At 49.3% G+C, this 14,611-nt stretch carries 15 protein-coding genes; all 15 read right to left on the minus strand.

The annotated features are described in order from the left end of the window. Positions 1–34 precede the first annotated feature (34 nt). The gene (locus tag DXA36_RS22175; protein WP_118681635.1) at positions 35–1,630 is read right to left on the minus strand and encodes a peptide chain release factor 3; all 1,596 of its coding nucleotides are present in this window, start codon (positions 1,628–1,630) and stop codon (positions 35–37) included. Positions 1,631–1,736: 106 nt separating this feature from the next. Next, the gene (locus tag DXA36_RS22180) at positions 1,737–2,894 is read right to left on the minus strand and encodes a phosphopentomutase (RefSeq protein ID WP_118681636.1); all 1,158 of its coding nucleotides are present in this window, start codon (positions 2,892–2,894) and stop codon (positions 1,737–1,739) included. A 47-nt stretch (positions 2,895–2,941) separates the two neighbouring features. Next, the gene (locus DXA36_RS33095) at positions 2,942–3,112 is read right to left on the minus strand and encodes a hypothetical protein (protein WP_182479213.1); all 171 of its coding nucleotides are present in this window, start codon (positions 3,110–3,112) and stop codon (positions 2,942–2,944) included. Positions 3,113–3,273: 161 nt separating this feature from the next. After that, on the minus strand, positions 3,274–4,029 hold the full coding sequence (locus DXA36_RS22185; RefSeq protein WP_321011277.1) for a SpoIIIAH-like family protein: 756 nt from the start codon (positions 4,027–4,029) through the stop codon (positions 3,274–3,276). A gap of 21 nt (positions 4,030–4,050) precedes the next feature. After that, a complete protein-coding gene (locus DXA36_RS22190) occupies positions 4,051–4,644 on the minus strand; it encodes a stage III sporulation protein AG (protein WP_118681637.1) in 594 nt (197 codons plus the stop codon). Then, a complete protein-coding gene (locus DXA36_RS22195) occupies positions 4,637–5,215 on the minus strand; it encodes a stage III sporulation protein AF (protein WP_182479214.1) in 579 nt (192 codons plus the stop codon). The genes DXA36_RS22190 and DXA36_RS22195 overlap by 8 nt, the downstream gene beginning before the upstream one ends. A 56-nt stretch (positions 5,216–5,271) precedes the next feature. Then, positions 5,272–6,330, minus strand: a complete 1,059-nt coding sequence (locus DXA36_RS22200) for a stage III sporulation protein AE (RefSeq protein ID WP_118681639.1) — start codon at positions 6,328–6,330, stop codon at positions 5,272–5,274. Positions 6,331–6,341: 11 nt separating this feature from the next. Then, complete coding sequence (locus DXA36_RS22205; protein WP_118681640.1) at positions 6,342–6,728, minus strand: SpoIIIAC/SpoIIIAD family protein; 387 nt, start codon at positions 6,726–6,728, stop codon at positions 6,342–6,344. Positions 6,729–6,748: 20 nt separating this feature from the next. Continuing rightward, on the minus strand, positions 6,749–6,943 hold the full coding sequence (gene spoIIIAC, locus DXA36_RS22210) for a stage III sporulation protein AC (protein ID WP_025483821.1): 195 nt from the start codon (positions 6,941–6,943) through the stop codon (positions 6,749–6,751). Between the two features lie 17 nt (positions 6,944–6,960). After that, a complete protein-coding gene (locus DXA36_RS22215) occupies positions 6,961–7,479 on the minus strand; it encodes a stage III sporulation protein AB (protein ID WP_118681641.1) in 519 nt (172 codons plus the stop codon). After that, on the minus strand, positions 7,476–8,435 hold the full coding sequence (gene spoIIIAA, locus DXA36_RS22220; protein ID WP_118681642.1) for a stage III sporulation protein AA: 960 nt from the start codon (positions 8,433–8,435) through the stop codon (positions 7,476–7,478). The genes DXA36_RS22215 and spoIIIAA overlap by 4 nt, the downstream gene beginning before the upstream one ends. Before the next feature lie 409 nt (positions 8,436–8,844). Beyond that, complete coding sequence (locus tag DXA36_RS22225; protein WP_118681643.1) at positions 8,845–10,935, minus strand: polyribonucleotide nucleotidyltransferase; 2,091 nt, start codon at positions 10,933–10,935, stop codon at positions 8,845–8,847. A 264-nt stretch (positions 10,936–11,199) separates the two neighbouring features. Continuing rightward, positions 11,200–11,466: a 30S ribosomal protein S15 gene (rpsO, locus tag DXA36_RS22230; RefSeq protein ID WP_118681644.1), complete on the minus strand. Its 267-nt coding sequence runs from the start codon at positions 11,464–11,466 to the stop codon at positions 11,200–11,202. A 203-nt stretch (positions 11,467–11,669) separates the two neighbouring features. Then, positions 11,670–12,701 carry a C40 family peptidase gene (locus DXA36_RS22235; RefSeq protein WP_118681645.1) on the minus strand — a complete coding sequence of 344 codons (1,032 nt, stop codon included), beginning with the start codon at positions 12,699–12,701 and terminating at the stop codon, positions 11,670–11,672. A 239-nt stretch (positions 12,702–12,940) separates the two neighbouring features. After that, complete coding sequence (locus DXA36_RS22240; RefSeq protein ID WP_118681646.1) at positions 12,941–14,593, minus strand: Na/Pi cotransporter family protein; 1,653 nt, start codon at positions 14,591–14,593, stop codon at positions 12,941–12,943. Positions 14,594–14,611 lie beyond the last annotated feature (18 nt).

Below are 14,611 nucleotides of genomic sequence, written 5' to 3' on the forward strand. Positions count from 1 at the left end.
TTTGCATGACTCCTGTCCATTGCGGCCGCTTTCTTTAATTCCGGCTGAATTCGGTTAAGATAAGTCCCTTGTTCCTGTCGATGGTCATGCCCACACTCCATTCGTTTACGAAAAGCAAAAGCGGATTTCCTCTCATATCCTTTACCTTCTTCATGTCGGAGGTTCCTGTCAGCTTATCCAAATCGAATTCTTCTTTATTCTCTATCCAGCGGATATATTCATAAGGAAGGGGTTCCAGACGGATTTCCACGTTATATTCATTATTGAGGCGGTATTTGAGTACATCAAACTGAAGAACACCTACCACCCCAACAATAATCTCTTCCATACCGGTATTGTATTCCTGGAAAATCTGGATGGCACCTTCCTGGGCAATTTGGGTGATTCCTTTGACAAACTGCTTACGTTTCATGGTATCCACCTGCCGTACCCTCGCAAAATGCTCCGGGGCAAAGGTAGGGATCCCTTCATAGGTGAAATCTTCCTTCGGCATACATAATGTATCCCCGATGGAAAAAACGCCGGGATCGAATACACCGATTATATCCCCCGCATAGGCTTCCTCCAGTATCTTCCGTTCACTTGCCATAATCTGCTGGGGCTGGGAAAGGCGCATGATTTTGCCGCCCTGCACATGCTTGACTTCCATGCTGGCTTCGAATTTACCGGAGCAGATACGCATGAAGGCAATTCTGTCTCTGTGCGCTTTATTCATATTGGCCTGTATTTTAAATACAAAGGCGGAAAAATTGTTTTCTGCCGGGTCCACAAGACCGGAATCCGCTTTTCTGGGAAGAGGGGTTGTCGTCATCTCCAGAAAGTGCTGCAGGAATATTTCCACCCCGAAGTTTGTGAGAGCGGATCCGAAGAATACGGGGGTCAGATCGCCACGGCGCACTTCCTCCAAATCGAACCCGGCACTTGCACCGTCCAGCAGTTCTATTTCTTCCAGCAGCTTGTCCAGCGCCTCACGGCCTATATATCCACACAGTCGTTCTTCATCTTCCACGGGAATCTCAATCGTTTCCCCTTCCTTCGTCCCTTTTTCCGTATCGGAATAGATGATCACACAGCGTTTATCCCTGTCATATATTCCCTTAAACCCTTTTCCGGAACCGATGGGCCAGTTTTTGGGGCAGGTGGCTATTCCCAGCTCCTTTTCGATCTCATCCAGAAGGTCGAAGGTATCGTTGGCATCCCTGTCCATTTTATTGATGAATGTAAATATAGGGATTTTACGCATTACACAGACCTTGAACAGCTTTCTGGTCTGCGCCTCCACCCCTTTGGATCCGTCTATGACCATGACCGCGGAATCCGCCGCCATCAGGGTTCTGTAAGTATCCTCGGAGAAATCCTGGTGTCCCGGGGTATCCAGGATGTTGATGCAGTATCCGCCGTATTCAAACTGCAGTACGGAAGAGGTGACGGAAATACCTCTTTCCTTTTCTATTTCCATCCAGTCGGAAACGGCATGCCTGGCCGTAGCCTTTCCTTTTACGCTTCCTGCCAGGTTAATGGCACCTCCGTACAGCAGGAACTTTTCGGTCAGGGTTGTTTTTCCCGCATCGGGATGGGATATAATGGCAAAGGTTCTTCTTCTGTTAATTTCCTGAGTCAGGTTACTCACTTTTCTTTCCTCCGGTTGTTCATGTTAATCCGGGCGTAAACCCGGCAGGGCATCACTTTGTCCGCATAATTTGACAGAACCGCAGACAGGCTCCGGTATATGCCGGTTAATGGGGAAGCATACTCTTCCCCTGAAACTGCGGGGAGATTCCGAAATAATCCAGTACGGTAGCCCCTATATCGGCAAAGGTATCCCTGGTTCCCAGATTAACCGGGGAGATATTTTTGCCGTAAAGCAGGAAGGGGGTATATTCCCTGGAATGATCGGTGGAAACGGTATAGCCGGGATCGCAGCCGTGATCCGCCGTGATCATGAGAAGATCCTCTTCCCCCATCCGGGTAAGAATCTCCGGCAGGCGACTGTCAAAATAGGTGAGCGCCCTGGCATAGCCGTCAATATCGTTCCGGTGTCCATAAAGCATATCATAGTCCACAAGGTTAATAAAACAGAGGCCCCGGAACTCTTTATCCATAAATTCCAGCGTCTTGTTGATACCGTCTTCATTCCCCTGGGTATAGGTATATTCGGTCAGCCCTCTGCCTGCAAAAATATCGTGTATTTTTCCCACACCGATTACCGCGTATCCGTTTTCCTTCAGCTGATCCAGCATATTGACGGAAGGCGGTTCAATAGAAAAATCATGGCGTCCGGAAGTTCTGGTATAGTTCCCCGCAGTCCCGGTAAACGGACGGGCGATTACGCGTCCGACACCGTGCTCACCTGTAAGGATGGCACGGGCAATCCTGCAGTACTCATATAAGGTTTCCGGCGGGACAATATCCTCATGGGCAGCAATCTGGAAAACGCTGTCGGCTGAGGTATATACGATGAGGTCACCGGTCTTGACGTGTTCCTCCCCGTAGTCCCGGATAACATCGGTTCCGGAATAAGGCTTGTTGCAGAGGACACCGCGGCCGGTGAGGCGGGTGAACTCATCCAGTACCTCAGCGGGGAAGCCGTCAGGATAGGTGGGAAGGGGACGGCCGGAATATATGCCGGAAATTTCCCAATGGCCTATTGTGGTATCCTTGCCTTTGGAGGCTTCCTGCATACGGGCTACCGCAGCCATGGGTGTTTCGCAGGAAGGATGGTAATCGATTCCTTCTATATTAAAGAGTCCCAGTTTTTCCATATTGGGCATGTGGAAAAAGGAACTGGCGGATGCGCTTTTCAAGGTGTTGGTACCGGCATCGCCGTATGCAGGGGCATCCGGTTGGGCACCGATACCTACGCTGTCCAGGACGATGAGAAAAATTCGTTTCATGGGTGGAGTGCTCCTTTCTTTCCCGCGGGCAGCCGGCTGCGGGGTATCTAAGTTTGGGGGATCATGCAGGAATTATAACGCAGCATGAAGGGCGGGGATTTGGCTGCGGACGGGCAGAACCCAGAGAACACAAGTGTCCTCTGGGTCGCTTCGCTCGCCAGATGGGAAAACAGAAAACGCCGGTTCTGCAAGCAGTCCAGCATTTTCTGTTTTCCCATCTGGTTCTGCCCTGTTCGAAGATTATACCACAAATCCTTCTTTTGTACACTATTTACTTGATGTATTTTCTTGTGTCACCAAAATCCATCGCCAGAGGCGATTTAGAATGGATTTTGGCTATAACTGTGAAGGGACTGGACAGTTATGTTTTTCCTATATATTAATTCCCGGTAATGGGGCTGATTATTATGTTTTCCGGGGAGATTCCTGTTTTTCTTGTTACGATGTCTTCAATCTGGGCTCTTTGGGCATCGGTAAGGCTGGGAGCATTGACTACCACATCCACGCCGGAGCCGCTGATGCTTACCACAACATCACTGAAGCCTTTTGCTTCCAGAAGAATTTCTGCGGCGGTCTCTTTTTCAGCCATATCGGTAAGTGCGATCATGCCGTTAATGGCATCCTGCTTCTGTTCTTCGCTGATATTTGCATTGTTTATAATGTCCAGAAGGGTCTCTTTATTTTTTGCCCTTGTCTGTTCCTTCTGCAGCTTGGCTCCCGCTAAGGAGGTTACTCCGGTAGAACTGGTAAATACGGCTTCTCCGGGGACTTCCCCGCTCTGTACATCCGCATCCTCCGCCACCTGTTCCGCACTCGCTTCATCCATATTTTCCGCCACCACCGCTACCTGCGCGCTGTCCGCCTGTACCTGGGCATCAGCCGACATCTGGGCGTCAAGGTAATCCGCCGCTGCCACGCCGTCCTGATCGGAATCCATACTGTCAATATCCGACACCACGTCCTCCTCAGACAAATCAAGCAAAGCAGTCATATCCTCTTCTGCGTTTCCGGCATCCGCGCTTGTAAGCTGTTCTTCTCCTGCCTTGGTTCCTGCAAAATTCAGGTACCCTGCCACCGCAATCATAATTGCCAGTGCTGTAATCATTATCTGGTTGCGTTTCAACACATTCTTCACTCCTGTTCCCTCTGCTTTCTGCTATTTCATCTTAACTACTTTAATCTTATGTGCCTCTACTCCAAATAATGCCTGAATCACTTCCGTAATATTTTTCTGTATAATGGCGTTTCCGCCTCCCTGGGCTACCACAGTAACTCCTTCTATGGCAGGCTCCAGTGTTTTACTGATATAGGGCGTTTTATTGCCGGCCTGATCGGTCACATATACCGTGGTTTCTTCCTGTTTGGAATTCACCACATCCCTGCTTCCGCCCGCGCTGTCCGTTTCTTTGGTCGTATCCATGCTGGAGGGAATATCCTTTTCCACCACCTGTTCCGTGGAAGAGGATAAGGTCACCATAACCTTGACGCTTCCCACACCGTCCATACTGGACAGCAGGGCCTCCAGGCGATCTTCCACCTGCTGTGCATAGCCGCCGTCACTCCCGATTTCTTCTGTTTCCGATGTCTTTACCGTACTGCTTCCCATGTCCGATAACCCGGTCTCTTCATTCGTAGTATCCGTTTTTTTTACAGGCAGGGCAATCACCATTAAAAGGATTCCCAAAAGCGCCAGGATTGCCATATTTTCTTTCGTCAGCTTTTTCTTCCAGGATGCCAGGCGATCACCCATTCCATATCACCTCCAGATTTTCCATTTCCATGCCAAGAGCACCGGCAAATGCTGTTTTTATCTGCCTCTGTTCTTCCGACGGCCTTCCGCTGCCCTCAGCATTCGTTCCCTCCCCCTCCCTCATTGGGGCAACCGCTATTTTTTCTATATTTATTGTTTTGCCGCCGCTGTTTCCTTCGGCTATTTCCAACCGGAGTTTTCCGTCTTCCGGTACGGATACGGCCAGCAGGGACAAACCATATTCCGCCAGGCATGGCTCCAGCTTTTGGCGGGCTGTCATATCCAGCGCCTCCTCCTGATAATCCCTGCCCTGCAAATCGCTTTCCTCCACCTGTTTTCCAATCCTTTCAATCTCCTGTTCATATTTTTCCATGGCACTGGCATAAGCGCCGGCTGCATCAAATTTGCCCAAAGAAAGAACAGGAAGCGCTATCTGGGAGAGGACCATAATGCTGATCATCATCTTCACATATTTTTCATAACCTCCGGATGGCAGAAAATGTACAATTATCTGTCCGGCCAGCATGAATACAGTTACCTTTTTTAACAGATCCAGAAACTGGTCACCCATATTCCTCCTTCCTTTCCCTGCTGTTTTCCTGTCCGCAACCCGGAGAAACAGGGTCATCAGCCCATCCGGCCTGCCAGACAGGTAATAATGGCAAACATGATTAAAAAGCAGGCGCAGGCGGTAAAACAGATGCGTAACAGCAGCAGCAGGCCGTCGCCGGCCTTGTTCACACAGCCGGTTATCCGCTTATCCGCGGTCATTCCCAGCAGCGCCGCGCACAGCTTCAGAATCCCCGCATACAATAGTAACTTGGCAAAGGGAACTATGCACAGCCCCAGTAAAAGAAGAAAGGCGGCAACTCCCAGCCCGTTCTTAACCAGTACCGCAGAACCAATCAGCAGCTGGGCTGTCCCCTCCGCCAAACCGCCCAGACCCGGTATTGCCGATAGGGCCTTTCCTGCCACATTAAGCTTTAACTGCTCCAGCACCGGAGTTACCATGGACTGGAGAAGGCCGATTCCGGTAATGCAGGTAAGCATGAACTTCAGGAATCCTCCTATGCCTTTCTGCAGAAGTTCTACAAGCATACCAAGCTTTTCTTCTTCCCACACACCGTTCATCACCACCAGCATCATATAAATATTCACTGCAGGAAGTCCTATGGTCACAAGAAGCTGCTCCACCCCATAAATCAGAAGCAGGATAAGCTGATAATAACCCGCCGCGGTGGCGGCTCCCGAGGAAAGCCCCAGTGCCAGCATAAAGGTGGGGACAAACAGACGGACAAACAGCAGTATCCGCTGCAGCAGGACTCCTGCGATATCAGCCGCCTGTGTAAAAGTCCTGAGAACCACAAACAGCATGAGCAGATAGGAAATAAAATGAGCGATATCTGCGATCTGATGATTGTCAAAACTCTGCATCACCACCGTGAACAGGGCGGACAGCACACCGATAATAAGAAGCGTGAGCATCAGGTTTTTCATTCCGCTTATCTCTGCCAGGATTCCGTTACGTATGGAATCGGTAAGGCCCCGGAAGGCCTCTCCCATATTCCCTGCCAGTACCTGTCCGAAAAAAGAAGTAAAGTCTATGCTGAAATCAGGGAAAAGCTGTTCTATTTGGCGGGACAGATCGTCCAGATTCAATTCTCCGGCCAGTGTCGTCAATTCCATCCTGTTTTCCTCTACTTCATAAAGCCCGTTATCGTATCAATCAAAGACAACAGCACCGGCATTCCGGCCAGGAGAATCGTCACCTTACCGAACAGCTCCACCTGGGCTGCAATGGCCTGGTATCCCGCATCCCTGCAAAGTCCGGCACAAAATTGGCAAAGATAGGTGATTCCGGTTACTTTAAATAAAATACCGAAATAGGTTCCGCTCCCTTCCAAAAAACCGCCCAGTGCCAGTACCGAATCCTTTACCTGTGTCAGATACTGGCAGATATAATAAAAAATTATCAATGCTACGGCTATTCCGATATAAGCGCTGTATTCCTGCTTTCCGGATTTAAACTGCAGGCCGATCAGGACGCCGGTTATCCCAAGTAACGCGATTTTTGCCATATCCATTCCCTGTCCCTTCCTTTCTGTCAGAGCTGAAACAGGTTCTGTATCGTAGTGAATAAATCGTATATGTAGGGGATCACCCAGGTAAGCACCAGTATCAGCCCTGCCAGGGAAAGGAGAAATGCGTGCTCTTCCCTCCCGCTGTGCTTTAATATCTGGCTGAGGATAGTGACCAGGATCCCTACTGCCGCTATTTTAAAAATAAGACTTACTCCCATTCCATTCTCCTTCAAAGTCATATCAGCAGGATGGCAATCAGCAGCCCTCCTGCCATACTCACGGAAAGAACCGCTTTTCTACGGCTTTCTGTCTCTTTCCTCGCCTTTTCTTCCGCACGCCTTATTTCCTTCCCGAACTGTTCCAGGGACAGCAGCTGCATCTGTCCGTCTGCAAAACCGGTAAATCCGGGGAAGGAAAGCAACAGCTCCTCTTCTTTTTTATCCAGACAGGTTTCCTTCAGGAAGCCTGTAATCTCATCCTCCCAGGCCGCCGCAAATGTGATTCCTTCCGGTCCCTGGGCTTTTTTCCCCACATTTACGAAGCATTCCCCCAGCCGGCCTTTCAGACGGTTTCCCACACGGATCAGCCCCTCGGGCAGTGTCGACCTGCTGTAACCCACTTCGCTTTCCAGCATGGAAAAGGCTCTTGCCAAAAGATGCAGCTGACCGATATGTTTGTCCATATCCCTGCACGTACACCATCCGAATCCGGCACAGCCCAGCACCAAAAGCAGCGCGCCGGCAAGTTTCATCATAGCAGCCTCCCTGCCAGTGTCCTTTGTTCTTTATCCAAAACGGAGGACACCTCACATTTTCCCAGCCTTCTGGTAAGGACCACATATCGTTCAAACACCTTTTCTCCCGCCAGCTGCCGCATAAACAGCCGGTTGGCCGCCTCATCTGCTGTTTCCGCATGAATCGTTGCCAATATAGAGCACCCGCAGCAAAGCGCCTTTTTCAAGGCCGCGATATCGTCCTCACTCCCCAGTTCGTCCACACCGATTACCTTCGGTGCCATGGAACGGATCAGCAGCATCATCCCTTCCGCTTTCGGGCAGCTGTCCAGGACATCCGTTCGCATCCCCACATCGTTCTGTACACGTCCCTGGAAGGAACCGGCAATCTCGGAACGCTCGTCCACAATTCCCACCGTAACACCTTCCCCAAAGGAATTCCCATCGGATACCTGCCTTACGATATCCCGCAGCAGCGTTGTCTTGCCGCAGCCCGGAGGAGACAGGATAAGCGTATTTAAAAAGCTTCCGTTCCGGTAAAGAAAGGGCAGTACCTCATCGGCAGCACCTTTGATTTCATGGGAAATCCGGATGTTTACACAGGATATATGTTTGATATTTCTGATTTTCTCCCTTTCCGAAAGAATGACCTCCCCTGCAAGCCCCATACGGTGCCCTCCCGGCAGCGACAAATATCCGCGGCTCATTTCTTCTTCAAAGGCATACATGGAGTAATTGCAGGTGTAGGAAATCAGCTGCTCCAGCTCTTCCCTGCCCATAATCTCCGGCTGTTCGGTGCGGTGTACGATATTCCCGTTTTTGTCTTTATAATATTCTTTCCCGTCTATATAAAGCAGCACAGGTTTATCCGCACGCAGCCTTATTTCCTGGAGTTGCTCGGACAAACCTGCCGCTTTCCGCCATTTTCCCCGCATTTCTTCCGGAAAAATCCGTAAAACATCTTCCTCACGCGTCATGGCCACACATCCTTTCCCTGTTTGTATTACCGGAACGTACTTGAAACTATGCTTACCGTCCGTTGTGCGTCCCACTTTGCGGCACAGCCGCTTCCAATGAGGAATACACAGCGCAGCAACGCTGACCGGACTTGGGACAAATCTCCTGCAATGGAGGCATACAGACAGCGGAAATGAATACGCAAATACACTCTTAGCAGTCTGTCCACTTTTCTGCCTAGAAAGGCTATACTTCCATGGAATGCTTTGCTTCCTTGGAAGGCTTTGCTTCCATGGAACGCTTTGCTTCCATTTTCAGTATATTGTGTGACATGCCAGGTTATGACTCCCGAGGAAATAAAAAACCGGAGGAATGTTTTTACACATTCCTCCGGTTCCTATTCTGTTTATTCGTGCGGGGATATTGGGTTTAAACCTGTGCTACATCCTTCATGGAGAAGCTGATTCTGCCCATTTTATCTTTACCAAGGCAGACAACCGTAACCATTTCACCGAGAGTAAGCACATCTTCCACACGGTTGATTCTTTCTTTGGCGATCTTGGATATGTGAACCATACCTTCTTTTCCGGGAGCGAATTCGATAAAGGCACCGAACTCCTTAATGCTGACTACCACACCCTTGAAAATCTGGCCTTCCTGGAAATCTGTGGTGATGATCTTAACCATTTCCACAGCCTTATCCATCATTTCCTTATCCGTTCCGCATACGGAAACCTTTCCGTCATCCGTAATATCGATCTTCACGCCGGTACGGGCAATGATTTCATTAATTGTCTTTCCGCGCTGTCCAACCACATCGCCGATTTTTTCCGGATCAATCTGTACGGAGATAATCTTGGGCGCATAGGTTCCCACTTCCGCTCTGGGAGCAGGGATGCAGGGACTCATCACTTCATTCATAATGAATTCCCTTGCTTCTTTTGTTTTAGCAATCGCCTCTTCCACGATAGGTCTGGTCAGGCCGTGAATCTTGATATCCATCTGAATGGCCGTAATACCGTCATGGGTACCAGCCACCTTGAAATCCATATCCCCGAAGAAATCTTCCAGTCCCTGGATATCGGTGAGTACCAGATAATCATCATCCGTATCTCCGGTAACAAGCCCGCAGGAAATACCTGCCACCTGCTTTTTAAGAGGAACGCCGGCGGCCATCAGGGACATCGTGGATGCACAGATGGATGCCTGGGAGGTGGAGCCGTTGGACTCAAAAGTCTCAGACACGGTACGAATTGCATAAGGGAATTCGTCCTCCGTAGGAAGTACCGGAATCAAAGCCTTTTCTGCCAGTGCACCATGGCCGATTTCACGGCGTCCCGGCCCTCTGGAAGGCTTTGTCTCCCCTACGGAATAGGACGGGAAATTATAATGGTGCATATATCTCTTATTTACTTCGTTTTCATCTAGTCCGTCAATTCTCTGCATTTCAGAGAGGGGAGCCAGTGTGGTAATCGTACAGATCTGAGTCTGTCCGCGGGTGAACATGGCGGAGCCATGCACTCTGGGAATAATATCCACCTCAGCAGCCAGGGGCCGGATCTGTGTAATCGCACGTCCGTCCGGACGCTTATGATCTTTCAGGATCATCTTGCGGACTGTCTTTTTCTGATACTGGTAAATCGCCTCTCCCAGAACAGAAAGCCATTCTTCCTTCTCTGCGAACGCTTCCTCCAGACGGTCGGTTACTTTTCTGATATTTTCTTCTCTTACCTGCTTAACATCGGTAAATACTGCCTCTTCCATCTCTGCAGGAGGTACGATTTCCTTCATGGCAGCAAATAATTCTTCCGGAATGGCACAGCTGGTGTATTCATGCTTGGCCTTACCTAATTCCGCAACAATCGTATTGATAAAGGCAATAATTGTCTGGTTTACATCATGTGCCATATATATGGCTTCAATCATCTTATTTTCAGGCACTTCATTGGCGCCGGCTTCAATCATGATGACCTTTTCGCCTGTAGAAGCAACGGTAAGGCTTAAATCCCCATTCTTCCACTGTTCCTGGGAAGGATTGAGAACAAATTCACCGTCCACCAGCCCTACCTGGGTCATTGCACAGGGGCCGTCAAAGGGAATATCGGAAATGCTGGCTGCAATCGCGGAACCCAGCATAGCCACCAGCTCCGGACGGCAGGAAGGATCTACGGAAAGAACCAGGTTATTCAGGGTTACATCATTTCTGTAATCCTTGGGGAACAAAGGACGCATGGGACGGTCGATAACACGGCTCGTCAGCACGGAGTTTTCACTCGCTTTTCCTTCCCTCTTATTAAAGCCTCCGGGAATTTTCCCAACGGAATAAAGCTTCTCTTCATATTCAACGCTCAGGGGGAAGAAATCAATCCCCTCTCTGGGCTTTTCACTCGCTGTTGCGGTGGATAACACAGTGGTATCCCCATAATGCATAAATGCAGCCCCGTTTGCCTGTGCTGCCACTCTGCCGATGTCCACACTCAGGGTGCGTCCGGCAAGCTCCATAGAAAATGTCTTGTACATTTTGTCTCTCCTTTTCTGAACTGATCTTTAATGATGTGCCGTCCAGGCAGAAGATGCCGAAACTACTGACAAAACCACTTGCCCGGCCATACGGGGCAAATACCCTTGTCAGTGGTCTCGGAAGCACTCTTCCGGCCTGAGATAGCAGAAAGCGCCCTCCATATAAGGATGCGCCCGTTGTACGGCCCGGAATTTCCCTTCACCGTACAATAAGGCGGAAGGCTCCAGGCAATCCCGAAGCCAAATCCGCCTTGATTTGCAGCATTATTTTCTGATTCCCAGTTTTTCAATCAGAGAACGGTATCTTTCGATATCCTTGCCTTTCAGATAATCCAGAAGGCCTCTTCTCTGGCCAACCATCTTAAGCAGACCTCTTCTGGAATGATGATCCTTCGGGTTGCTCTTCAGATGCTCGGTAAGCTCTTTGATTCTTTCTGTCAAGACTGCGATCTGTACCTCCGGTGAACCGGTGTCGCCTTCGCATCTTGCATACTCAGTGATAATTGCTGTTTTCTTTTCTTTGGAAATCATGTGTGTTCCTCCTTAAATTGGTAACCGCCTGATACCAGGATGGGGTCGGAGTGTCCTGCATCTGGGTACCGGCTGGATTTCATACTAGGAAAGTATAACACATGCATCCTGCTCTTGTAAACTCTTTTCTTATTTTAACCTATCTTTCCTTTTAACCCGTCTTGTAACAGTCCAGACAAGTCTGAAACGTTACCGCATCCGAGTTACTGGCTGAGAACCCGCTTCACCGCATAAGGCGTACGATAGCTCACATTGGAGATTTTGATGCCGGAACGGGGATTGCTGGCATGGATAACCTGTCCGTTTCCGATATATATAGCCACATGGTTCACTCTTCCGTTCTGTGCGTAGAAAACCAAATCACCGGGCATCGCCTCAGAAAGGCTCACCTTGGTTCCCATCGTGCTCTGGGAAGCGGAGGAATGAGGCAGGGATACCCCGTAATTCTTAAATACACTCATGGTAAATCCGGAGCAGTCTGCGCCTTTGGTCAGGCTCACGCCTCCCCAAACATAAGGATTTCCCAGGAACTGCTTCGCATAATTAACCAAATCAACACGGACATTGGAAACGCCCTTGCCATATTTCAGCTCGGTCTGTGTAACGGCTCTGTCCAGTTTCTTTGCAATATTCACATAATCAGCGGATACATAGGCTTCCTCATCATCCAGCATGATCTTCACCCATCCGTCCAGCTGCTCCACTACCTCCAGTTCTTCGCCTTCGGCAACCAGAGTTATAACCGGGCTTTCCGTGCTGGCCTCCTGTCTTACCCGCAGGCCTCCCGAATTACATACCGCCATATCCGCAGCCACCTTATCCGCCCTGTCCCTGGCTTCCTGCCCTGTGAGCAGAAACTCGGACTTAACGTAGCCGGTAACCTTGCCGGACTTGATATGCGCCCATCCGTCTTTTATCTCCAGCACCTCACAGCCGCTGTTCTTGCTCATTTTGCCGACCAGTTTGCCGTCCTCGCTGGGATCTTCTCTTACATTCAGATAATTGGAAACATTGGCAATCCCCAGGTTGCTGAAGCCGTATATCGCTTTCCGTTCCACCTTGGCTTCTTCTGCAGCCGCCAGATATTCTTCTTCCTTCACATTCGCTTCCAGGATCTCGCCCACACCTGCAGAAGGCACCAGCGCGTTCCCGGTTTCTGTTGCCGAAATTGTCATTCCCGTATATAATACGATTCCCGCCGCCAACATGCCGATTGCTTTTGTTCCTTTTAACATAAAATATATCTCCTGTTTTCCTGCTATGTACTCATTCCGTCCGGTCTGTACGGAACTTTTTACAGATTCCTTTCAAATTGTTACAATATTATTACAACTGTATTATATGCAAATCCGTCCCTTCTGTCAATTCCCAATTCCTTAATTTTACAGGAAATTGCTGGAATCCCGTAAAAATCACTTTTTACGGGATTCCAGGTGCTTTCTCTATCATTGCCGGCCGCATGTCACACATCCTTTTACACCGCCTTACTCACTTCATATTCTGTATTATCCATGGCAAAGGCGATATTGGTGGCATGATCCGCCACTCTTTCCAGGCCGCTGACCACATCGGAAAATATCATACTCGCTTCCGGCGTACAAAGATTTTTGGTCATACGTTCAATATGGGATTTCTGGATCTCCCGTTCCTTCTCATCAATGGCATCCTCCAGCTGTTCCACATTTTCTGCCAGTTCATCGGACCCGGTGGAAAACATTTCCACGGCAAAACGGATTATGGTATTGACCATATCCAGCATTTCTCCCAGTTCATGCTGTGCTTCCCTGCTGAAGCCCACACCGGTTTCTTTTCTTTTTTTCGCCGCATCCGCTACATTTTCCGCATGATCACCGATTCTTTCGATGTCATTTACAATATGGAATAGAGCGCCGATGCTCTTCTGGTCTTCGATAGGAAGGGTTGTCTGGTTGATTTTTACCAGATAATTGGTAATGGCATGGTTCAGGAAATTAATATTCTTTTCCACCGAATAAACGGTTTCAATATCCTCGTCATCCAGGGTAATCAGGGCATTCATGGCACGGTTGAGGTTGTCGGAGGCGAGGGTCGCCATACGGTTCAGTTCCTTATCCACCTCCACCACTGCTGTTGCCGGGTTGAATACCGTTTTGTCCCCGATATATTTCAGGGTAAAATTGTCCCTGTCGTCCATCCTGGCATCCTCGCCGGGCACAAAGACATAGGTGAGTTTTACGATAAGGCCGGCAAAGGGGAACAGAGCAATAACCTGGAATATTTTAAAGATAGTATGGGCATTGGCAACAAAACGGCCCGAATTGGTACCGGATACCAGATGCAGCATATCCATGACGGGATTCATGGCCAGCTTCAGGATCAGATACATGAGTGCGGTCCCTATTACATTGAACAGGAAATGTATCATAGCCGCCCGTTTGGCGTCCTTCTTTCCGTTCAGGGAGGCCAGAAGCGCCGAGGTGCAGGCGCCGATATTGCAGCCCAAAACAATAAAGAGGCAGATGGGGAGTTCAAGAAGTCCCTGGTTTGCCATGAGCAGCACAATGCTTACGGTCACGGAGGAGCTTTGGATCACTGCCGTCAGGACGGTTCCTACCAGAATGGCAAGCATAGGGCTGGTCAGGGAAGAAAGAATATGGACAATTTCAGGCATATCCCGCATACCCGACATGGCGCTTGACATTCCCGATAACCCCATGAATAATACGCCGAACCCAAGGACTATATGGCAGATCTTGACGATATTCTGCCGTTTGCAGAACATAACACCCAAAATTCCCGCAAGCAGGAAAACCGGAGCTATTTCAGAAAGGTTAAAAGATACGAGCTGTGAGGTTACCGTGGTACCGATATTCGCACCAAAAATAACTCCTGCAGCCTGATACAAATTCATCAGTCCCGAATTAACGAAGCTGACTACCATGACCGTACACGCTGAGGATGACTGGATCACCGCCGTAAAAATAATACCTACCAGCATACCCAGAAAACGGTTTGTGGTAAACATCTCCAGGATGCCCCTCAGCTTGGCTCCTGCCGCCTTCTCAATACTCTCGCTCATCAGCCGCATACCAAACAGAAACAAGCCCAGTCCTCCGGCCATCGACAACAGCATCGCACCTATACTCATCTTTCGTCTGATTCCTTC

The organism is Eisenbergiella sp. OF01-20, from assembly GCF_003478085.1.
In the GTDB taxonomy this organism is placed as follows: Bacteria; Bacillota; Clostridia; order Lachnospirales; family Lachnospiraceae; genus Eisenbergiella.

What these genes read in the sequence shown, in the direction of transcription:
- DXA36_RS22180 (WP_118681636.1), bottom strand. Translation starts at nt 2,894, where the DNA reads ATGAAACGAATTTTTCTCATCGTCCTGGACAGCGTAGGTATCGGTGCC.
- DXA36_RS33095 (WP_182479213.1), bottom strand. Translation starts at nt 3,112, where the DNA reads ATGGGAAAACAGAAAATGCTGGACTGCTTGCAGAACCGGCGTTTTCTG.
- DXA36_RS22190 (WP_118681637.1), bottom strand. Translation starts at nt 4,644, where the DNA reads ATGGGTGATCGCCTGGCATCCTGGAAGAAAAAGCTGACGAAAGAAAAT.
- DXA36_RS22195 (WP_182479214.1), bottom strand. Translation starts at nt 5,215, where the DNA reads ATGGGTGACCAGTTTCTGGATCTGTTAAAAAAGGTAACTGTATTCATG.
- DXA36_RS22200 (WP_118681639.1), bottom strand. Translation starts at nt 6,330, where the DNA reads ATGGAATTGACGACACTGGCCGGAGAATTGAATCTGGACGATCTGTCC.
- DXA36_RS22205 (WP_118681640.1), bottom strand. Translation starts at nt 6,728, where the DNA reads ATGGATATGGCAAAAATCGCGTTACTTGGGATAACCGGCGTCCTGATC.
- spoIIIAC (WP_025483821.1), bottom strand. Translation starts at nt 6,943, where the DNA reads ATGGGAGTAAGTCTTATTTTTAAAATAGCGGCAGTAGGGATCCTGGTC.
- DXA36_RS22215 (WP_118681641.1), bottom strand. Translation starts at nt 7,479, where the DNA reads ATGATGAAACTTGCCGGCGCGCTGCTTTTGGTGCTGGGCTGTGCCGGA.
- spoIIIAA (WP_118681642.1), bottom strand. Translation starts at nt 8,435, where the DNA reads ATGACGCGTGAGGAAGATGTTTTACGGATTTTTCCGGAAGAAATGCGG.
- DXA36_RS22225 (WP_118681643.1), bottom strand. Translation starts at nt 10,935, where the DNA reads ATGTACAAGACATTTTCTATGGAGCTTGCCGGACGCACCCTGAGTGTG.
- rpsO (WP_118681644.1), bottom strand. Translation starts at nt 11,466, where the DNA reads ATGATTTCCAAAGAAAAGAAAACAGCAATTATCACTGAGTATGCAAGA.
- DXA36_RS22235 (WP_118681645.1), bottom strand. Translation starts at nt 12,701, where the DNA reads ATGTTAAAAGGAACAAAAGCAATCGGCATGTTGGCGGCGGGAATCGTA.
- DXA36_RS22240 (WP_118681646.1), bottom strand. Translation starts at nt 14,593, where the DNA reads ATGAGTATAGGTGCGATGCTGTTGTCGATGGCCGGAGGACTGGGCTTG.